The following is a 20,524-nucleotide window of genomic DNA, read 5'->3' on the forward strand; positions in this document are numbered from 1 at the left end:
GCGCGCAAGGCTTGTGCCATAAACCGCCCCGCTCAGCAGCGAAAGCCGCGCGCGGGCATGCCGGCGGTCAGCCCATCGTGGGAATGACGAAGGCGCTGTCCCCGCTCGGCCCGCCGTCGGGCCAGCGCTGCGTCACGGTCTTGACCTTGGTCCAGAATTTGACGCCTTCCATGCCATGCTGGTTGGTGTCGCCAAAGGCCGACCGTTTCCATCCGCCAAAGCTATGATAGGCCACCGGCACCGGGATGGGCACGTTGATCCCCACCATGCCGACATTCACCCGCGCGGCGAACTCGCGCGCGGCATGGCCGTTGCGCGTGAACAGCGCGACGCCGTTGCCATATTGATGCTTGCTGGGAAGCGCCAGCGCCTCTTCAAAGCTGTCAGCGCGGACCATCTGGAGCACGGGCCCGAAGATTTCCTCCTTATAGGCCTGCATTTCGGGCGTCACATGATCGAACAGCGTCGGCCCGACGAAGAAGCCCTGCTCATGCCCCTGCAAGCTGAAGCCGCGGCCATCGATGACCAGCTCCGCGCCCTCGTCCACGCCGGTCTGGATCCAGTTTTCTATCTTCTGCTTGTGCGCGGCCGTGACCACCGGGCCATAATGCGCCTCCGCATCTGTCGACACGCCCACGCGCAGCCCCTCGATGGCGGGGATCAGCTTTTCGCGCAGGGCGACGGCGGTCTTTTCGCCTACAGGCACCACGACCGGCAACGCCATGCACCGTTCACCCGCCGATCCGAAGGCAGCGCCCGCCAGATCGCCGACCACCTGATCGAGATCGGCATCGGGCATGACGATGCCATGATTCTTGGCCCCGCCCATCGCCTGCACGCGCTTGCCGGCCGCAACCCCGCGATGATAGACATAATGGGCGATATCGGACGATCCGACGAAGCTCACGCCGGCGATATCGGGATGATCGAGGATGGCGTCGACCATTTCCTTGTCGCCCTGCACGACCTGGAGAATCCCTTCCGGAAGACCCGCTTCCATAAACAGCTCGGCCAGCCGCACCGGCACGGACGGGTCGCGTTCGGAGGGCTTGAGGATGAAGGCGTTGCCGGTTGCGATCGCCACGCCCGACATCCACAGCGGAATCATCGCCGGGAAGTTGAACGGGGTGATGCCCGCGCCGATGCCGATCGGCTGGCGCATCGAATAGACATCGATGCCAGGGCCGGCGCCGTACGTATATTCGCCCTTCATCACATGGGGTATGCCGCAGCAGAACTCGATCACCTCCAGCCCGCGCTGGATATCGCCCTTGGCATCGGCGATCACCTTGCCATGTTCGGACGAAAGCATATGCGCCAGCTCGTCCATATGCTGCTCGACCAGAGCCTTGAAGTTGAACATGACTCGCGCCCGCCGCTGCGGATTTACCGCAGCCCACGCCGGCTGGGCAGCCAGCGCCGCTTGCACCGCTCTGTCCAGCAGCGCCTTGTCGCCAAGCGCCACGCGCGCCTGGACATTGCCGTTGTTGGGATCGAACACATCGCTATAGCGTCCCGCCTTGCCATCAAAGGCAAAAGCCAGCTTATGGGTAATGTCGCGCATGGCACCTCTCGGCTAGAAACATTTTGCGCTATGATGTCGAACTGCATTGCTGCATTCAATTCCTCTTTTCTGCATAATGAAACTGCAATAACGCAGGACAACCGCCGATGGACTGGGACGATCTTCGCGTCTTTCTCGCTGTGGCGCGCATGAAGCGCATGGCGCCTGCCGCCAGGGCGTTGGGCATCGATGCCACCACCATCGCACGACGACTGGCCAGGCTTGCACGCGCGCTTGACGCGCCGCTTTTCGAACAGGCCGGGGCCGAGCGCGTGCTTACCGAGACAGGATCGGCCCTCCTTCGACATGCCGAAAGCGTGGAGGCGGCAACCATGTCGGCGGTCAGCGAGATCAAGGGAGAACGGCACAGCCTGAGCGGCCAGGTCCGGCTGTCCGTCGCAGAGGGCTTTGGCACATATATACTGGCCCCTGCCCTCCCCGCCTTCCACGCCCGGCATCCGGGTATCCGCCTCGACGTCGTCACCGCGTCCGGCTTCCTGAACCCCTCGAAACGCGAGGCGGACATGGCAGTCCTGCTTGCGCGGCCGCAGCACCGCCAACTGGCGGTCGAAAGGCTCTCGGACTACCGGCTGCATCTCTATGCGTCACCGCACTATCTCAAGCGCCTTGGACGTCCGCGATCCGCTGCTGATCTCCGCAGTCATGCGTTGATCGGATATGTGCCGGATTTTCTGTTTTCACCGGAACTTGATTATCTCGATGAAGTGCAGCCCGGCCTGGAAGCGACCCTCCGCTCGAGCAGCATCGGCATCCAGCGACGCCTTGTGCTGGAAGGGGCGGGCATCGGCGTTCTCCCCGATTTCATGGCGGCGCAGGACGCCGGGCTCACCCGGATCCTCGCTGACGAAGTGGAAATTACGCGCAGCTTCTGGCTTGTCGTTCATGGGGATATGGCGAAACTCGCCCGGATTGCCGCGGTCGCCGACATGATAAAGGCTCGCCTGACGGCCCTGCCAGCGACAGGCTGACCGGTATGGGGGCGTGACACGCTTCGCCCGCCGGCGCACCGGCGCGGCGCATATCGAAGCCGCTTCGATCCGCTATCGGCCCCGGGCGGTCACCAGCGGGGTTGCGCGAAGGCCATCGCCTGGGCCAAAGGATCAGCGTGACCGCCAGCATCAGCATAGGAACCGACGGCAACGGCAACCCCGTTCTCGTCGATGTCGAGGAACTGCTCGCCACCCGCCTGCTCGTGCAGGGCAATTCGGGGTCGGGCAAATCGCACCTGCTGCGCCGCCTGCTGGAAGAAAGCGCCGCGCTGGTCCAGCAGGTCGTCATCGATCCCGAAGGCGACTTCGTCACCCTCGCCGATCGCTATGGCCATGTCGTGATCGACGCAGGCGACTATAATGAGCGGGAAATCGCCAGGATGGCGACGCGCATCCGCGAACATCGCGCCTCGGTGGTGCTGAGCCTCGAAAGCCTGGAGCTGGAGGCGCAGATGAAATGCGCCGCGACCTTCCTTTCCACCCTGTTCGACGCGCCGCGCGACCATTGGTATCCCGCGCTCGTCGTCGTGGATGAGGCGCAGATGTTCGCCCCCGTGGCCGCCGGCGACGTGTCGGACGAGGCCCGGCGGCTCAGCCTCGCGGCGATGACCAACCTCATGTGCCGGGGGCGCAAGCGCGGCCTCGCCGGCGTCATCGCGACGCAGCGGCTGGCGAAGCTGGCGAAGAATGTCGCCGCCGAAGCATCCAATTTCCTGATGGGCCGGACCTTCCTTGACATCGACATGGCCCGCGCCGCCGACCTCCTGGGTATGGAGCGGCGCCAGGCGGAACAGATCCGCGACCTTGAACGCGGCCGCTTCCTGGCGCTTGGCCCCGCCATCTGCCGGCGGCCGGTGGCCGTCCGGATCGGCGCGGTTGAAACCAGCGTGAGGGGCGGTTCGCACAAGCTGACGCCGCCGCCCGTCGCCCCGGCCGAAAATATGCAGGAACTGCTGTTCGCCGGCGCCGGAGATGACGACGCGCTGCCCCCTCCCCCGCCCCGCGCGGAACCGCCGCCGCTGCCCGCCGAGGAACTGATGCGCGCGCTCGCCGCCGCGCCGTCGGCCAAGCCCGTCGCGCCCGAACTGGACTTCGGCCAGAATGAGCCGGCGATTATCGCGGTGCTGCAGGAAATCGTCGCCGACCTGGGCGAAGCGCAGCCCGGCGTGTCGACGCTCTATCAGGATTTCGGCGTGCGGTGCCGGATGAAGGGCCTGCGGACCCCGCCGCTCGACCTGCCCGCCTTCCGCAAGCGCTTCGCCATGGCGCAGGCGGGGATGTTCGATGCCAGCGACCCGCGCTGGGCCGACGCCATGAAGGCGGCGGAGCCGGTGCCGGAGGATATGCTGGCCCCCTTCCTGCTGATCGCGCGCGCGGCGATGGAGGGGCTTCCTTGCCCGGGCGATGCCGCGCTCGCGCGCGCCTATGGCACCAGTTCGCCCGGCCGCGTCCGGCGGCTGATCGACTATATGGCAAAGCTCGGCGTCATCGTCGCGCGCACCGACTTCGGCGGGCGACGGTCGATCGGTGTGCCGCAGCTGGGCGTCAGCACGGCGGCGGCCGAAGGATGAGGGTGTCCTGTCTCTTCGTCTGCCTTGGCAATATCTGCCGCTCACCGCTCGCCGAGGCAGCCCTGCGCCACGAAGCGGCGGGCAGCGGCCTTGATGTCCATGCGGACTCGGCCGGCACCGGCGACTGGCATGTCGGATCGCCGCCCGACAGGCGCGCGCAGGCGGTGGCGCTGCGCCACGGGATCGACATTTCCACCTATCGCGCGCGGCAGGTGATTGAGGCGGATTTCCTGCGGTTCGACCATATCTTCGCGCTGGATGCCGACAATCTCAGGCATCTCAAGGCGTTGCGGCCGTCGCACGGGACGGCCGAACTGCGCCTGCTGATGGATCTGGTGCCGGGCCGCGAGGGCAGCGGCGTCGCCGATCCCTATTTCGGCGACGATGCCGGCTTCGACATCACCTGGGACGATGTCACCCGCGCCGCCCGCGCGATCGTGAAACGGCTGCTCTGATGCCCCCGCCGCTCCCGCCAGACCGGGAGCGGCAGCCGGCCCGATCTCACCCCTCCTGTTTCAGCCGCGCGCGGAACTTGTGCAGCAGCGGTTCGGTATAGCCGCTGGGCTGGCTCACCCCTTCGAACACCAGCGCGCGGGCCGCCTGATAGGCCAGGCTCGTCTCCTCATGGCCGCTCATCGGCCGGTACATCGGATCGCCCGCATTCTGCGCGTCGACCTTGGCCGCCATGCGCTTGAGCGCCGCGTCGACCTGATCGGCGGAACAGACGCCATGCAGCATCCAGTTCGCCATATGCTGCGAGGAAATGCGCAGCGTCGCGCGGTCCTCCATCAGGCCGATGTCGTGGATGTCGGGCACCTTCGAACAGCCGACGCCCTGGTCGACCCAGCGGACGACATAGCCCAATATGCCCTGGGCGTTATTGTCCAGCTCCTCGGCAATCTCCTGTTCCGACCAGTTGCGCCCGGTCGCGAGCGGAATGCTCAAAAGCCGCTCGAGGCCAGCCACCGGCTCGGCCCGCCGCTCCTGCTGCCGCGCAAAGACGTCGACGGTGTGATAATGGGTCGCGTGCAGCGTCGCGGCGGTGGGCGAAGGCACCCAGGCCGTGTTGGCGCCGGTCTGCGGATGACCGATCTTCTGGTCCAGCATGTCGGCCATGCGGTCGGGCGCGGCCCACATGCCCTTGCCGATCTGCGCCTTGCCGGACAGCCCGCAGGCAAGGCCGATCTGGACGTTGCGATCCTCATAGGCCTTGATCCAGTCGGATGTCTTCATCTCGCCCTTGCGGATCATCGGCCCGGCGCGCATCGACGTGTGGATTTCGTCGCCGGTGCGATCAAGGAAGCCGGTGTTGATGAAGACGATGCGGTCGCGCACCGCATGGATGCAGGCGGCCAGATTGGCCGACGTGCGCCGCTCCTCGTCCATGACGCCGACCTTCAGCACATGGCGGTCAACGCCCAGCAGATCCTCGATCGCGTCGAACAGGTCGTTGGTGAAGGCGACCTCTTCGGGGCCATGCATCTTGGGCTTGACGATATAGATGCTGCCCGCGCGGCTGTTGACGACCTTGCCGTTGCGCTTGATGTCATGCAGCGCGATCAGGCTGGTGACGATGCCATCCAATATGCCCTCGGGCGCCTCGGCGCCGCTGCCCAGGCGAACGGCGGGCGTCGTCATCAGATGGCCGACATTGCGGACGAACAACAGCGAACGGCCCGGCAGCGTGAAGCGGCTGCCATCCGGCGCGGTGTAGCTGCGGTCGCCGTTCAGGCGACGGGTCATCGTCGCGCCATTCTTTTCGAACGTGTCCTCCAGGTCGCCCTTCATCAGGCCCAGCCAGTTGGCATAGGCGGCAACCTTGTCGGCGGCGTCGACCGCCGCGACCGAATCTTCCAGGTCGCAGATGGTCGACAGCGCCGATTCCAGGACGATGTCGGCCAGATGCGCCGGATCGTCGCGGCCGATCGGGTGGGCGGCGTCGATGACCAGTTCGATATGCAGCCCGTTATGGCGCAGCAGGATGGTGTCGCCCGCATGGCCGACCAGCTGCGACGGGTCCTTGAGCTTGGGCGCACTACCCCGCCAGTCGGCCCAGCTGCCGTCCGCCATCGGCACCGCGCGGTCCAGGAACGCCCGGCCCCAGGCGATGACCTGCGCGCCGCGCGCGGCGTCATAGCCCTTGCCGGCGGGCGCGCCCGGAATGGCGTCGGTCCCGTACAGCGCGTCATACAGGCTGCCCCAGCGCGCATTGGCGGCGTTCAGCAGGAAGCGGGCGTTGAGGATCGGCACCACCAGCTGCGGCCCGGCCAGCGTCGCCAGTTCGTCGTCGACCTTCGTCGATCCGATCGCGAAGGGCGCAGGCTCGGGCACCAGATAGCCGATGTCGGTCAGGAAGGCGCGATAGGCCGGCGCATCGACCGGCTTCCCCGCGCGCTCGCCATGCCAGGCGTCGATGCGCGCCTGCAATGCGTCCCGCTTTGCGAGCAATTCGGCGTTGCGCGGCGCGAAGCGGTCGAAGATCGCCGCGACGCCGGTCCAGAAAGCGCCTGCCTCGATGCCGGTGCCGGGCAAGGCCTTGTCCTCGATGAACCGCACCAGTTCGCTGGCGATCCGCAGGCCGCCCTTGTCGATCATGTCGCCCATCCGTGAACTCCTTCGATAATCCCGGCAATAATCCCGGCCGGCCTATAGACCCGCCGCCATCCTCGCACTAGGCAAGAAAGGGTAGAAAGATATTTTCCCATGAGGAAAAGATCATGATGGATCCCGACTATGTTCTCTTCGCCCGCGCCGTCGAAGCGGGCAGCTTGTCGGCGGCCGGGCGGGTGCTGATGATCTCGCCGGCCATGATGTCCAAGCGCATCGCCCGGCTGGAGGCGCGGCTGGGCGTGCGGCTCATCCACCGCACGACGCGCAGGCTCGCGCTGACGGAGGAAGGCGCCAGCCTTCACCGCGACATCCTCGCCATCCTCGACGCGATCCGCGAGGCGGAGGACAGGGTGACCAACCGCCATCGCGCCATATCCGGGCCGTTGCGGGTATCGGCGCCGACCTCCTTCGGCCGCCTGCACGTCGCCCCCCATGTCGACCGCTTCCTCAAGGCCCATCCCAGGGTCGAGCTGGAACTGAACCTGTCGGACGCCTATGTCGACCTGATGGGCGACCGGGTGGATGTCGCCATCCGGATCACCAGCGCCGTGCCGCCCAGCCTGGAAGCGCATCCCCTCGCCGCCAATCGCCGCATCCTGTGCGCCGGCCCCGCCTATCTCGCCGAACATGGCATGCCCGAACGCTTGGCGGACCTCGCCAGCCATCGCCTGCTCGCGGCGGATGGCCAGTTGCCCTGGCGGCTCATCAGCGGCCGGGCGCGCCGCCAGGTCGATGGTCGCAGCCACGTCCGCACCAACAGCAGCGAGATCGTCCGCGAACTGGCGCTGGGCGGTGTCGGCATCGCGCTGCGGTCGCTCTGGGACGTGGGCGAACTGGTCGCGCAGGGCCGGCTGGTGCGCGTGCTGGACAGCTGGGAAGGTCCGCACGACCTCGCCGTCCATGCGGTGCATCCCCGCGCCGCCGGCCGCCCCGCGGCGGTCGACGCCTTCATCGCCTTCCTGCGCGAAACATTCCGCGACGCGCCCTGGAACGGGCCCGCCGCCTGACGCCGCCGCGGGCTAAAAAGAGAATGACGCCCTTATAATCTTGATTATAGCGCCTCCTCCCGCTGTCGATATATAGGCGGGAAAAGACAATGAATGAGAGAGGATATCGGGCCATGAGCCCCAATAAGGACGCATCCCATTTTTCCGCCTGCGCCGCCCAGGAAGCGCGGCGCGCCCGTGAGGCCCGGCTGAGCGGCGCTGATCGGCTGACCATCGCCCATCACAACGAACGCGCCGTCCGTTTCCAGGCCATGGCCCTGCGGCTGCTGAGAAGCGCGAAGCAACGACAGGCCGTCTGACGCCGCTGTCGGGCGAAGCGCCGATCAGGCAGGTTCCAGCCGCTTGTGCAGGATGGTGCTGGCGAGCTTGGAATTGACCTCCGCAAAATGGTCGAAGCGCGCCTCGAACTGCGCCATCCCCTGGCTTAGCGAGCGCAGTTCCGCTTCCAGCCCCTGCAACTCCGCACCGGGCAGCAGCATCTCGATCATGTCCCATCGCGACCAGCCTTCGCGCGGAGTGATGCCCAGCAACTGCCCCCGCCGGCTCGCCAGCGCGGAAGTGACGCGCGACGTGGCGCTGCCCGGCGCGGCGATCTCCACATGGACGAAAGGCTCAAGCAGATAGGGCGACGCCGCCGCCAGCGCGTCCGCCATCGCCAGCCGCCCGGCCAGCCGGAAAGCCAGTTCCGAACTGTCCACGCTGTGGAACGACCCATCGACCAGCGTCACCGCGACATCGACCACCGGAAAGCCCAGCGGACCGCTCGCCATGGCGTCGCGCACCCCCAGTTCCACCGCTGGAATCCACTGTTTGGGCACTGCCCCGCCAGAAATGCGATCGTCGAACCGGAACCCCTCGTCCCGCTGCAACGGCCGGACCTCCAGCACGACATCGCCAAACTGCCCGTGCCCGCCCGACTGCTTCTTGTGCCGGCCGCGCTGCGTCACCGCCTTGCGGATCGTTTCCCTGTAGGCGACGGACGGCGGCCCGGATTGCAGGCTGACGCCGTAGCGCCGCTTGAGCCGGTCGAGCGCGACCGCCAGATGCTCCTCCGTGACGCCGCGGATCAGCATCTGCTGGCTCATCTGGTCGACCGACCATTCCAACCCCGCATCCTCTTCCACCAGCTTGGCGATCGCCGTGGACAGCAGCACCTCGTCCTTATGATCCTTGACCGCCACGGTCAGCGCGCAATTGGCGCCCGGCTTCTCGCGCGGCGGCGCGGCCTGCGGCCTCTGCCCCGCCAGGCCCAGCCGATCGCCCGCCCGCACGCCGTCCAGCTTGGGTATGCCGACCACATCGCCCGGATCGCTGCCGGCGCGCAGCTTGGTCGACGCAGCGCCCTGCAAGCCGAACAGCGCCCCCGCGCGCACGATCCGGCCGTCGCTGTCGACCCACTCGGCGCCTTCCTGCACCGGCCCGCCAAACAGCCGCGCCAGCGCCAGCCGGCCCACCGAACTGCCGTTCATGATCTTGAAGATCTGCGCCCCGTCCGCGCCGATGCCCAGCCGCGCGGCGCATTGGTCCATGGGCGGGGTATCGTGCCGCAACATCTTCAGCAGCCGGCGCACGCCAAAGCCGTTCAGCGCCGACCCGAACAGGACCGGCACCGCCTGCCCCTCCGCCAGTTCGCGATGCAGGTCGCCGAATATCACATCCAGCGGCGGCACCTGATCGCTCAGCAATTGTTCCAGCAGCACATCGTCATGATCGGCCAGCTGCTCCAGCATGTGGAATCGCGCGGTGGCCTCGGCCGCCTTGAGGTCGGCAGGGATCGGGATCGGCTCGGACGGCCCGCCGGGCCGGTAATGATAGGCCCGCTCCAGCGCCAGGTCGACAAAGCCGTCGACCTGTTCACCCGTCCGGATCGGGATCTGCCGCGCGACGAAGGGCGCCTGTCCCAGCGGCTGCAACGCCTCCAGCAGATGCTGGATGCTGCCCCGCGCCTGATCGATCTTGTTGACGAATATGGCGCGCGGCATGTCCAGCTTTTCCAGCCGGCGCAGCATCGGTTCGGCCTGCGGCGCGCGCTCCGGGTCGGGATCGATCACCACCAGCGCGAGATCGGCAACGCCCGGCGCCAGATCGCCGTCGGCGGCGAAGCCTGGTGATCCCGGCACGTCCAGCAGGACATAAGGTTCGTCCATCCAGCTGAACCGCATGACGTTGAGTTCGGTCGACGCCCCGCGCGATCGCGCCTCCGGGCTGGCGTCGCCCACGCTGTTCCCCTGTTTGACGGCGCCCAGGCGCGGGATCGCGCCTGCGGCAAAGAGCATCGCTTCGGCCAGGCTTGTCTTGCCCGCGCCCGCGGGTCCAACCAGCGCGATGACTTTAGAGGCACGATCGACTGCCTTCATGGTCTTCTCCTTGCCTTCGCGTCCCTCGTTGCGGGATCTCTTGCATCGGAGTCGCGAGGATCAACCCAAGGCGGCGGTAAAGCAAGGGCCAGAAGGATCAGAACCGCCGCCGGCGCGGCGAATGGCGGGATCGGCGCGCCTTGCCGACAAGCCCGCATCCACGATCCGCCCCCGGTCGCGAAAAGCGCGCAAGATCAGCCTTTTGTCTCACAGGCCCGTGCCGTCTCGGGCCAATGGCCGCTCCCGCCGCGTCGCTCCTTGCGCCAATGGCGGGGCGTAAAATTACCTGTTTACATGCTGGACCTTGCATGACTCGTTACGATGCGACACTATTTCGATACGTCGGGGGATATTCCGCACGGATTGTTCCGGTGCCAGCTTGGCACTGTGCTGAATCAAGGCCGCGATTGCAGTCTCCTCAGAGGGTGCAACTCGCCAAGAAACATCAGGGTCGCTCCATGTCATTCCCGCCCTTCGCGCGGGACAAGGAGGCCATATGCGCAAAGCGAATGAAGGTGACTTTCTGCTCACACGCCGGGAAATCCAGATCCTGGAGCTGGTGGCGCAGGGGTTGTCCGCCAAGGAGGTGGCGCAGTCCATCGCCATCGCTCCGCGAACCGTCGAAGGCCATATCGACACGATCCGACTGAAGCTGCACGCGCGCAATCGGCCCCATATGGTGACGAAGGCGATCGCGGCGCGGCTGCTGACCGTGGATAGTCCGGCGGTGGCCTCCAGCCCGACCATGGATGTGCCCGAACCGCTGCTGAAGCTGGTGAGCCCCATCCGTCCTTCTGAACTCGGCAATATCGGCTGCGCCTGATCCGGCCGCGCGCATAGGCTCGCCGGTGGACGGGGCGGTCCGCGCCGCGCCCCCGGTCAAGCCACCACTCGCCCGCCGGGCAGCGCATGAATGCATCCGTCCCGCCGTCCCCTCCTGACCCTGCTCCCCATCCCGCCAATCACAAGCCGCCTCCGCGCACGACTGGCGCGCGGCCCAAGGCCGGGTTATCAGCCGATCATGAGCGACGAGATCCGCGCCATTCTCGACCGCCTGCGGGCGCCCGCCGACAATGTCGTCGCCCGCGCGCGGCGCATGGTGGAAGCCCATGTGCCAGAGGAACGGCGCGGCCCCGGCTGGGACCGCCACTGGCGCGAACTGGAAGCTTATATGGAATTGCCCGGCCGCTGGCTCGGCGCGGAAAAGGGCGAGGAATGACGGCCGACAAGATCATGGACCTGCTCGTCGCGCGACTGGTGCGCGATCATGGCCGCAGCAAACATCACTGGCGCAAGGTGATCGGCGCGGTGCGGCTCTATGCGCGCGAAACCCACCCACATTGCAACTGGGCCATCACGCCCACCGGCTCGCATCAGGAAATAGCGGCGGTCGAAACGCTGCTCGACGATTTGAGGATGCGCTATCCGATGATGAAGGCCTAGGTTTTTCGCCCCGGCACCTGATGGCGCGGAAAGAGTGTGAAGCGGATCAATTCATCGCCAGGATCAGCGCGGTCTGCCTGGCCAGAGGCGATCGCTTCTCGGACTGATTTATGCAACGATGGCCAATCGCTCATGGGAGATTTTATGCATAAAGGTAGTTGTCTCTGCGACACAGTGAAATACGAGGTTCGTGGCGACCTTGGTCCGGCGATCTATTGCCACTGTTCGCGTTGTCGCAAGGCGACCGCCACCGCATTCGCGACCAATGCCGGCGTCCCGGCTGATGATTTCGTCATCATTGAGGGCGAGCAGGCGCTTAAAGCGTTCGAATCTTCTCCCGGCGTTCATCGCTTCTTTTGTTCCAATTGCGGTTCGCCGATCTTCAGTCGCCGCGATACGATGCCGGATGTCGTGCGCTTGCGCCTGGGGACACTCGATACGCCGCTGACGGCGCCGCCTGTAGCGCACTATTTCGTCGGCTCGAAGGCCAACTGGTACGAGATTCGCGACGACTTGCCACAACACGCGTAAAAATGTGCTTGCGAAAGGCAGCGACCGCTTCCTCCAGGCCCGGTTCCAGGATCCAGCGGCGGCGCGATCCGCCTGCGACGCGAAAGCCATCGGGGGCCGACTCAAATCGGACTGTCGCGAAAGGCGGGGACTTCGGCCCATCCCCGGCGCCCGCCGGTTATCGCCTCGCTCAGCCGTGAACCTTTAGCCTGCGCGAACCGTTAGGACGGCTCTCAGCACAGGAGCCAAGCCATGAACACAGACAGCAGCATCTCGCTCTTGAACAGCCTCACCAAGACCACGCTCGACAGCATGAAGGGCTTCAAGGACGCGGCGGACGACGCGGAGAGCACCCGCTATTCGTCGATGTTCGCCGATTTCGCACGCGAACGGAGCGCGGTCGCGACGGCCCTTCAGGCCGAAGTCCGTCGCCTTGGCGGCCAACCGGAGGATGACAGCAGCTTCCTGGCCGCCGCGCATCGCACTTTCATGGACCTCAAGCAGGCGTTCACCGGCAAGGACGACAAGGCGATCATCGAGGAAGTCGAACGTGGCGAGGATTATATCAAGGGCAAGTTCGAAGAGGCGTTGCGCGACACCGACCTTGACCCCGCTTCCCGCGCGGTGGTCGAGCGCGCCTACCAGTCGGTCAAGGCCGGCCACGACCGCGCGAGCCAGCTGAAGCACAGCGTCGCCTGACAGCCGCCGGGCCGGCAGCCCCGGTCCCTGCCCCTTTCATGCCACGGACGAGCGACCCCGCCTTCCCCTGGGCGGGGTCCTTTTCATTCCCGCCTGCCTGACTTTCCGTTCATGAAACGAACCTGCCGCTGGACCGTTGGCTACTGATATTACAGGCAAAAACGAGGGCAAGCCTATGCGAATGCAGGCAGGGGAAAGGGCCGTTGAGCGGTTCCCGATCGCGCGCCACTATATCCCGCTCTATCGCGATGATGAGCCCAATCACTGCCCCGGTTGCGGCAGGCAGCATTGGATCGTCGGGCGCATGACCGCCGAATGCGGATTTTGCGGCTCGGCGATTCTGCTGGAAAGGTTCAGCACCTGGAGCGCGTCGCCCCGCATCGAATGCCGGGGGCGCCAACCCGACGAATTGCCCGACTATCTGCGCGCCATATGCTGATATCGCCGGCAGGTCGGCATCGTGCCCGGATGGATGGCTGAACAGCTCACAACCGTCGCCGCTCCGCCGTCACGCCCCCGGCACCCCCAGCAGCCTTGCCTCATCCCTGATCCGCCCCGCCTGCCCCGGATTGGCCTTGCGCGCGGCGTCGAACGCCGCCTGCGCCCTGGCCGTTTCGCCCAGCGTCATGCGGCTGCGCATCAGCATGATCCATCCGTCGACATTGCCCGGATTGGCCTTCAGCTTCGCCTCCAGCCCGGACACCATGCCCTCGATCATCGCGTCCTGCTGGCCCTTGGGAAGCTGCGAGGCCGCCTGCATCTGCTCCCGGCTCGGCCCCGGGATCGCCGCCGCCGCGACCGATCCGCCCACGGCCGGACCCATGGCGGGATGCGGCCCCGCCTGCCTGACCGCCGCCAGCCGCCTGGCCACTTCGATGCCGTTGATCTTGCCCACCTGCTCGATCGTCCGCCGCAGGTCCGCCTCCCACGGCGCGCCCGGCGGCGTGTCGGCCAGCAGCGCCAGCCAGTCGCGGATCGCGCCTTCATGATCCTTCGCCAGGTCCCTGCGAACCGCCAGGAAATAGCGCGCCCGCGGTTCCTTCGGATCAAGCCGGACCGCCTTGTCGAAAGCCTCCGCCGCCTCCTTGGGCATCGGGTCATGCGCGCTCGCCATCACCACCGCTTCGCCGAGCGAGGACCAGAAGGTCGCATTGCCCGGCGCCAGCTTCACCGCCCGCCGATAGGCCCGCGCCGCATCGGCATGGCGCCCGCTCTCGAAATAGGTCCAGCCCAGCATCTGCCAGCCCTCGGCATCGTTGGGATTGGCCCCCACCCGGTCCTGCAACCCGCGAATGACCGCTTCGGGATCGCTGGCCTGAGCCATCGGCGCAGCGGGGGCGGCGGGCGCCTGCTTCCTGCCCTCGTCCCGATCGCGCGCGACATTGTAGCCCACCGACACCAGCGCCAGCGCCGCCGCTCCCATCAGCAAGGTTCGCCCCAGATTCACCGCCATCAATCCCCCAGGCGCGCCCTTCCCCCCTGGCGGGAAAGGCGACTCTCGTCACGCCCGCCTGCTCTAGCGTAAGAGTAACGAAATGATAGAGTGGTCAGAGGCTTGATCCCGGCGCGATATGGCGGCAGGAGCATGTTTCAAGGGGATTTGGGGGGAAACAGGTGACGGACCGCGTGCGCATCGCGATCGTCGGGTCGGGACCGGCGGGCATGAGCGCGGCCGCGCGCGCGGCGCAGCTCGGCCTGTCGCACCTGCTGCTCGAAAAGACGGATCACCTTTCCGACACGATCTACAAATATCAGAAGGGCAAGCATGTGATGGCGACGCCCAGCCAGCTCGTGCTTCGCTCCGACTGCGACTTCGATGCCGGCAAGCGGGAAGCGATCCTCGGCCGCTGGAACGAACAGGCCGCCGCGCTGGGCCTCAACGTCGCCTATAATGCCGAAGTGAAGGCGATCACCGGCACCGGCGATCCCATCCCCGGCAGCATCCACCGCATCACCGAACGCAAGCGCGACGGCACCAGCGAAACGCGCGAAATCCAGCGCCTCGCCCCGCCCTACCGCCTGGCGCTGACCGACGGGCGGGACATCATCGCCGACGCCGTCATTCTGGCGATCGGCACGCAGGGCAATCCCAACCTGATGCGCGTGCCCGGCGCCGACCTGCCCCATGTCCAATATCAGCTCGACGATCCTGCCGCCTATAATGACGAACATATCTTCGTCGTCGGCACCGGCGACGCGGGCATCGAAAACGCCATGGGCCTTGCCGCCGACGAAGCGCAGGGCAACAGCGTCACCATCCTCAACCGGGGGACCGAATTCGCCAGCGCCAAGCCCGCCAACGTCAAGGGGCTGATGGCCGCCGCCGAAGCCGGCCGCCTCACCATCATGACCGAAAGCACGACGGCGAAGATCGAACCGGGCTTCATCACCGTCGACGGCCGCGATGGCGAGGTGAAGCTGCGCTGCGACCGCATCATCGCCCGCATGGGCTCTGCCCCGCCGCGTGGCTTCGTCGAAAGCTGCGGCATCGAATTCGCCAGCAGCGATCGCCTCGCCTTCCCGAAGCTGTCGCCGGTGTTCGAAAGCACCGCGCCCGGCATCTTCGTCATCGGCGCGCTCGCCGGCTACCCCCTCATCAAGCACTGCATGAACCAGGGCTATGATGTCGTTGAATATATCAACGGCAACCGGGACCTGAAGCCCGCCGACGAACCCATTCTCGCCGCCAGGTTCGCCGCCCTGCGGGAAAAGCGCGATGTTGCCCAATGGCTGGAATTCCTGCGCACCAATGTCTCCATCCTCGAAGGGCTGACCCCGCTGCAGATGCGCGAGTTCATGCTTGACAGCGAAGTCCGCGCCTATCGCGCTGGAGAGGTGATCTTCGAAAAGCATGACCCCGGCTCCTCCCTGTTTGGCATCGCGCAGGGGCAGGCACTGGTGGAGGTCGCCCCCGGCGCCGACGTGCCGATCGAGGCCGGCTCGATCTTCGGCGAGGTCGGCCTCATCTCCGGCCGCCGCCGCGGCTCGACCGTGCGCGCGGGCACGGATTCGATCATGGTCGAAGTATCGCGCACCGCGGCCTTGAAGCTCATGTCGTCGAACCCGCCGGCCAGGCGCGCGATCACCCGCATCTCGACCGAGCGGCAGCTGCTCCAGATGTTCGGCGCCGGCCTCACCCCGGCCGACCTTGCCGAAGTGCTCGACAGCGCCGAAATCAGGACTGTCAAAGCCGGCGAGGCGATCCTCACCGAAGGCGATCTTGGCACCGACATCTATGTCATCCGCGTCGGATCGATGATCGTGGAAAAGAAGATCGGCGGCAGGAACGTCTTTCTCTCCTACCTCCCCGCCGGCAGCTATGTCGGCGAAATGGCGCTGATTTCGGGCGGCCCGCGCACCGCCACGGTCAAGGCGACCGTCAAGTCCGAAGTCATCAAGCTGAACGGCGACGCCTTCGCCCGCCTCATGGCCGCCAAGCCCGCCCTCCTGGAGCGCGCCCGCCGCGACATGGCCGCCCGGCAGGACGTCAACGCCTTTATCGAAAGCCGCAAGGACAGCTTCTCGACCGTCGTCGACATGTATTCGGAGACGGCGAAATTCCTGGTCGACAACGGTATCGGCGAAGCCACCGACGTGCTCCTTATCGACGAACATTTGTGCGTGGGCTGCGACAATTGCGAAAAGGCGTGCGCCGACAGTCATGAAGGGCTCTCCCGCCTCGATCGCGAAGCAGGGCGCACCTACGCCCATCTCCACGTGCCCACCAGCTGCCGCCATTGCGAACATCCGCACTGCATGGCCGACTGCCCGCCCAACGCCATCCATCGCGGCCCGGACGGCGAAGTGTTCATCGACGACACATGCATCGGCTGCGGCAATTGCCAGCGCAACTGCCCCTATGGCGTCATCCGCATGGACAGCGTGCCGCCCAAGAAGCCGGGCCTGCTCAGCTGGATGCTCTTCGGGCAAGGCCCCGGCCCCGGCGAACCGTCGAAAAAATGGCGCTACAAGAACGCCGAACCCGGCGTCGAAAAGCCGAAAAAGGCGATCAAGTGCGACATGTGCTCGGGCATTGACGGCGGCCCCGCCTGCGTGCGCGCCTGCCCGACCGGCGCCGCGATCCGCGTCTCGCCAGAGGATTTCCTGACCGTCGCCCGTCTTGATCGGGAGGCCAATTGATGGCCACCCGCGCTTCCGGCCGCGCCCCGTCCCAGGCCCGCCGCGCCAAGGGCGAGGTGCTGCACGACGGCTTCCTGCGCCACGCCAATTTCCGCTGGCTCAAGATCGCGACGATCCTCTGCCTGCTGGTCATCGCCAGCTACATGATGATCGACATCACGCCGCACCATAATGGCGGCAGCTGGTATGGCTATACGCTGGGCACGATCGGCGTGGCGCTGATCCTCTGGCTCACCCTGCTGGGGCTGCGGAAACGGGCGATGACGCGCGGCCGCTGGTCGCTGAAAGCCTGGACCAGCGCCCATGTCTATCTGGGCCTCAGCCTCATCGTCATCGGCACGCTGCACACCGGCTTCCAGCTCGGCTGGAACGTCCACACGCTTGCCTATGTGCTGATGATGCTGGTTATCCTTTCGGGCCTGTTCGGCATCACCGTCTATGCGGTGCTGCCGACCGCGCTCAGCAACAACCGCGCTGAAATGACGCAGGTGCAGATGCTCGAAGCGATCCGCGCCATCGACCGCCAGCTGCACGACGCCGCCCAGCCGCTCCCCCAGACACAGGCCGCGCTTGTCCGCCAGTCGCTGGAGCAGGACCCCTTCGGCGGCGGCCTCATCGCCCGCCTTTCCGGCCGCTATCCCCGCTGTGCCACCGCCCGCGCCCAGGCGTCCCTGCGCCACTGGACCGCCGACCAGCCCGACACCGGCAACGTCCCTGTGGAAAAGGTTGACGCGCTGCTGGAACGCAAGCAGGCCATGCTCGCCCGCCTGCGCCGGCATCTGAAATACAAGGCGCTGCTGGAAATCTGGCTCTATGTCCATGTCCCCGCCACCTTCGCCCTGATCGCCGCGCTCACAGCGCACATCGTCAGCGTCTTTTTCTACTGGTGATCGCTGGCATGAGCTTCATCCTTCGCCAGATCAGCCTCACCGCCGACGGCCGTGAGATCATCCGCCCGACATCCTTCGCCAAGCCGCAACTGTCGCTCGGCCGCGCCGCGACGAACGACATCCACCTGCCCGACCTCGCGCTGGAGCCCGACCACGCCCGCATCGAGCAGGTGGACGATCGCACCATCCGCGTGCGCGCCACCGGCACCCTCGGTTTCGACATGGACGGCCGCACCACCCGCTCGGCAGAGATCGACGCGACAAAGGGCGCGGAACTGCGTTTTGGCGGTCACCGCCTCACCGTCAGCGCGGAAGATGGCGCAACCATCCTCACGATCCGCCGCGTCGACGCCGTCTCGCAAGCCTCTGAGGATAAGGAGGAGGCGCGCGTCTTCTCGCTGCGCGGCCTCGCGCCGCCCAAGCGCCTCACCGCCTGGGCGCTGGCGCTGGCCATCCTCATCGGTTTCCTCGCCGTCCCGATCTACAGCTACGCGACCCGGCCGGCCGACGACACGCGCAGCATCTATAACGTGAAGGGCGATGCGGCATGGTCGTCCGGCCCGCTCAGCCAGGCGCACCACGCGCTCGAAGGCAGGTGCGAAACCTGCCACCAGAAAGCCTTTGTGTCCGTCCGCGACTCCGCCTGCCAGAGCTGCCACACATCGGTCCATGACCACGCCCCCGCCGCGCGCATCGCGATGGCCCGTGCGGCACCCGGCCTGGGCGGGAAATTCCTGAACCTCGTCGCTGCGACCTTCGGCAAGCCGCCCGAGGGCGCCTGTGTCGACTGCCACCGCGAACATGAGGGCGCGGGTCCGATGCAGCCGGCGCCGCAGGCCTTCTGCACCGACTGCCACGGCACGCTCAAGGACCGGCTCAAGGACACAAAGCTCGCCAATGCGGGCGACTTCGGCACCGCGCATCCGCAATTCTCGGCGCTCGTCCAATATGTGCCGGGCCAGCAGCCCCGTTTCGTCCGCGCCTCGCTCGATGCGAAGCCGATGGACGACAGCGGCCTCAAATTCCCGCACGACATCCACCTGTCCCGGACCGGCGGCGTCGCCCGCATGGCCCGCACGCTGGGCGCGGAAAAGGGCTATGGCGACGCGCTCGCCTGCAAGGATTGCCATCGCCCCACCGCCGACGGGGTGCGCTTCCTTCCCGTCGACATGGAACGGGACTGCCAGTCCTGCCACAGCCTGGCGTTCGAAACCATCGGCGGCACCGTCCGCACGCTGCGTCACGGCCAGCCGGATCAGGTGATCGCCGACCTGCGCGCCTATTATCGCTCGACCGGCCCGGCCATGCCGCCCGCGCTGGGCGGCATGACCCGCCGCCGCCCCGGCGACTATGCGCAGGGCCGCGTCTATCATGCGTGGTTCGGCGCCGTGGCCGCGCGCCCGTCCCGCGCGGACGACGCGATCCGCGCCGTCTTTTCGAAGGGCGGCGCCTGCTACGACTGCCACACCATCACTCCGCCCGGCGCGAACGGCCATGCCGGCTGGACCGTCACGCCGGTGCATCAGCCGATGCGCTACATGATGAACGGCTGGTTCGACCATGCCGCGCACCGCACGGAAACATGCGAAAGCTGCCACGCCGCGCCCACATCGCACGACGCGCGCCAGCTGCTGCTGCCCGGGATCGACAGCTGCCGCACCTGTCATGGCGGCGAAAAGTCGAAGGCGGACGTGCCTTCGGGCTGCGCCATGTGCCACAGCTACCATATGGACGACGGCGCGCCCTGGGCGCCCGCCAGCCAGGGGATAAGAAAAGAGCAAGCGGACAGGCCCCGAACGAGCGGCCGCGACAGTTGAGGGGAGCGACAACGGCCATGCTGATCGCACAGGTCACCGACATCCATCTCGGTTTCGAACCCGGCAACCCGGCGGAATTCAACCGCCAGCGTCTCGACCAGGTGCTGTCCGCCCTGATCGACGGCCCCGACCGCCCCGACCTGCTGCTCGCGACCGGCGACCTCACCGAACATGGCGACGCCGACAGCTACCGCGCGCTCGCCCAGGCCTTCGCCCGCTGCCCCTTCCCGGTCCACTATGCCATGGGCAATCACGATAGTCGTTCCGACTTCGTAACGATATTTCCTGAAACGCGTTTAGTTGATGGTTTCGTTCATTATTCCATTCCCTTTCCCGACCGCCGCATCCTCGTCCTCGACACGCTCGAACCCGGCCGGCACGGCGGCGCCTTCTGCGAAACCCGCGCCGCCTGGCTCTCCGCCCGCCTCGACGAAGACAGCGCAATTCCGACCCTCATCGTCATGCATCATCCTCCGTTCGAAGCCGGCATCGACTGGATGAACACGCATCCGGACGAACCCTGGGTCCAGCGCTTCGCCGCCGCGATCGCCAACCGCCCGAACATCGCCGCCATCCTCTGCGGCCATCTCCACCGCACCATCGCCGCGCCCTGGAACGGCACCACCGTTGCCGTCTGCGCCTCGACCGCGCCACAACTCGCCCTCGACCTGCGGCCCATGGATCCCGCCGTCCCCGACGACCGCGCCATGATCATCGCCGACCCGCCCGCCTACGCTCTTCATCGCTGGAGCGCCGGGGGACTGGTTACGCATTTCGAAACGGCGGACCGGCATCCCATGCTGGCGAAATTCGACGCGAAGATGCAGCCCCTCGTCCAGGCGCTGATGCAGGAGCGGCCGGCCTGACGCTGCCGACCCGCCGGGCCCGCCCCTCTCGACAAGTCCC

At 66.7% G+C, this 20,524-nt stretch carries 19 protein-coding genes; 15 read left to right on the forward strand and 4 right to left on the reverse strand.

Going from position 1 to position 20,524, the window contains the following annotated elements; translation table 11 throughout:
* Window positions 1–67 precede the first annotated feature (67 nt).
* Entirely contained in the window at window positions 68–1,564 is a 1,497-nt protein-coding gene (locus AAC640_RS10165; RefSeq protein ID WP_340266004.1) for a CoA-acylating methylmalonate-semialdehyde dehydrogenase, read from the reverse strand.
* A 107-nt stretch (window positions 1,565–1,671) separates the two neighbouring features.
* Here AAC640_RS10165 and AAC640_RS10170 point away from each other — a divergent pair, with 107 nt between their 5' ends.
* The 3 genes from AAC640_RS10170 to AAC640_RS10180 all read left to right on the forward strand — a co-directional run bounded on the left by AAC640_RS10170 (window position 1,672) and on the right by AAC640_RS10180 (window position 4,600).
* Window positions 1,672–2,553, forward strand: coding sequence for a LysR family transcriptional regulator (locus AAC640_RS10170; protein WP_340266005.1), 882 nt, complete (start codon window positions 1,672–1,674; stop codon window positions 2,551–2,553).
* 137 nt (window positions 2,554–2,690) lie between these two features.
* Window positions 2,691–4,145 (forward strand): helicase HerA domain-containing protein, encoded by a 1,455-nt coding sequence (locus AAC640_RS10175; protein ID WP_340266006.1) that lies wholly within the window; start codon window positions 2,691–2,693, stop codon window positions 4,143–4,145.
* The gene (locus AAC640_RS10180; protein ID WP_340266007.1) at window positions 4,142–4,600 is read left to right on the forward strand and encodes a low molecular weight protein-tyrosine-phosphatase; all 459 of its coding nucleotides are present in this window, start codon (window positions 4,142–4,144) and stop codon (window positions 4,598–4,600) included. The genes AAC640_RS10175 and AAC640_RS10180 overlap by 4 nt, the downstream gene beginning before the upstream one ends.
* Before the next feature lie 46 nt (window positions 4,601–4,646).
* Here the strand turns inward: AAC640_RS10180 and AAC640_RS10185 are convergent, their stop codons facing one another.
* Window positions 4,647–6,749 carry a malate synthase G gene (locus AAC640_RS10185; protein WP_340266008.1) on the reverse strand — a complete coding sequence of 701 codons (2,103 nt, stop codon included), beginning with the start codon at window positions 6,747–6,749 and terminating at the stop codon, window positions 4,647–4,649.
* Window positions 6,750–6,862: 113 nt separating this feature from the next.
* Here AAC640_RS10185 and AAC640_RS10190 point away from each other — a divergent pair, with 113 nt between their 5' ends.
* Together AAC640_RS10190 and AAC640_RS10195 are read left to right on the forward strand one after the other, a co-directional pair.
* A complete protein-coding gene (locus AAC640_RS10190; protein ID WP_340266009.1) occupies window positions 6,863–7,762 on the forward strand; it encodes a LysR family transcriptional regulator in 900 nt (299 codons plus the stop codon).
* 113 nt (window positions 7,763–7,875) lie between these two features.
* Window positions 7,876–8,061: a hypothetical protein gene (locus AAC640_RS10195; RefSeq protein ID WP_340266010.1), complete on the forward strand. Its 186-nt coding sequence runs from the start codon at window positions 7,876–7,878 to the stop codon at window positions 8,059–8,061.
* A gap of 24 nt (window positions 8,062–8,085) precedes the next feature.
* Here AAC640_RS10195 and AAC640_RS10200 read toward each other — a convergent pair whose 3' ends face one another.
* Window positions 8,086–10,119 (reverse strand): elongation factor G, encoded by a 2,034-nt coding sequence (locus AAC640_RS10200; protein WP_340266011.1) that lies wholly within the window; start codon window positions 10,117–10,119, stop codon window positions 8,086–8,088.
* A 496-nt stretch (window positions 10,120–10,615) separates the two neighbouring features.
* Between AAC640_RS10200 and AAC640_RS10205 the strand changes: the two genes are divergently transcribed.
* From AAC640_RS10205 to AAC640_RS10230, 6 genes are all read left to right on the forward strand, one after another.
* Entirely contained in the window at window positions 10,616–10,942 is a 327-nt protein-coding gene (locus tag AAC640_RS10205; protein ID WP_340266012.1) for a response regulator transcription factor, read from the forward strand.
* A 198-nt stretch (window positions 10,943–11,140) separates the two neighbouring features.
* Window positions 11,141–11,338 (forward strand): hypothetical protein, encoded by a 198-nt coding sequence (locus tag AAC640_RS10210; protein WP_340266013.1) that lies wholly within the window; start codon window positions 11,141–11,143, stop codon window positions 11,336–11,338.
* Window positions 11,335–11,562 carry a hypothetical protein gene (locus AAC640_RS10215; protein ID WP_340266014.1) on the forward strand — a complete coding sequence of 76 codons (228 nt, stop codon included), beginning with the start codon at window positions 11,335–11,337 and terminating at the stop codon, window positions 11,560–11,562. The genes AAC640_RS10210 and AAC640_RS10215 overlap by 4 nt, the downstream gene beginning before the upstream one ends.
* A gap of 132 nt (window positions 11,563–11,694) precedes the next feature.
* Window positions 11,695–12,093, forward strand: coding sequence for a GFA family protein (locus tag AAC640_RS10220; protein WP_340266015.1), 399 nt, complete (start codon window positions 11,695–11,697; stop codon window positions 12,091–12,093).
* A 231-nt stretch (window positions 12,094–12,324) separates the two neighbouring features.
* Window positions 12,325–12,771 carry a ferritin-like domain-containing protein gene (locus AAC640_RS10225; protein ID WP_340266016.1) on the forward strand — a complete coding sequence of 149 codons (447 nt, stop codon included), beginning with the start codon at window positions 12,325–12,327 and terminating at the stop codon, window positions 12,769–12,771.
* A 175-nt stretch (window positions 12,772–12,946) separates the two neighbouring features.
* Window positions 12,947–13,210: a hypothetical protein gene (locus tag AAC640_RS10230; protein WP_340266017.1), complete on the forward strand. Its 264-nt coding sequence runs from the start codon at window positions 12,947–12,949 to the stop codon at window positions 13,208–13,210.
* 69 nt (window positions 13,211–13,279) lie between these two features.
* On the opposite strand, the gene AAC640_RS10235 is transcribed toward AAC640_RS10230, so the two are convergent.
* Window positions 13,280–14,194 carry a tetratricopeptide repeat protein gene (locus tag AAC640_RS10235; protein ID WP_422794984.1) on the reverse strand — a complete coding sequence of 305 codons (915 nt, stop codon included), beginning with the start codon at window positions 14,192–14,194 and terminating at the stop codon, window positions 13,280–13,282.
* Window positions 14,195–14,397: 203 nt separating this feature from the next.
* Between AAC640_RS10235 and AAC640_RS10240 the strand changes: the two genes are divergently transcribed.
* From AAC640_RS10240 to AAC640_RS10255, 4 genes are read left to right on the forward strand one after another with little or no spacing between them, the layout of a single operon-like run.
* Window positions 14,398–16,911 (forward strand): cyclic nucleotide-binding domain-containing protein, encoded by a 2,514-nt coding sequence (locus tag AAC640_RS10240; RefSeq protein ID WP_422794985.1) that lies wholly within the window; start codon window positions 14,398–14,400, stop codon window positions 16,909–16,911.
* The gene (locus tag AAC640_RS10245) at window positions 16,911–17,801 is read left to right on the forward strand and encodes a hypothetical protein (protein WP_340266020.1); all 891 of its coding nucleotides are present in this window, start codon (window positions 16,911–16,913) and stop codon (window positions 17,799–17,801) included. The genes AAC640_RS10240 and AAC640_RS10245 overlap by 1 nt, the downstream gene beginning before the upstream one ends.
* 8 nt (window positions 17,802–17,809) lie before the next feature.
* Window positions 17,810–19,618 (forward strand): cytochrome c3 family protein, encoded by a 1,809-nt coding sequence (locus AAC640_RS10250; protein ID WP_340266021.1) that lies wholly within the window; start codon window positions 17,810–17,812, stop codon window positions 19,616–19,618.
* A 17-nt stretch (window positions 19,619–19,635) separates the two neighbouring features.
* The gene (locus AAC640_RS10255) at window positions 19,636–20,484 is read left to right on the forward strand and encodes a phosphodiesterase (protein ID WP_340266022.1); all 849 of its coding nucleotides are present in this window, start codon (window positions 19,636–19,638) and stop codon (window positions 20,482–20,484) included.
* Window positions 20,485–20,524: the final 40 nt, after the last annotated feature.

Origin of the sequence: Sphingobium mellinum, from assembly GCF_037860795.1 — a bacterium.
Lineage (GTDB): Bacteria > Pseudomonadota > Alphaproteobacteria > Sphingomonadales > Sphingomonadaceae > Sphingobium > Sphingobium mellinum.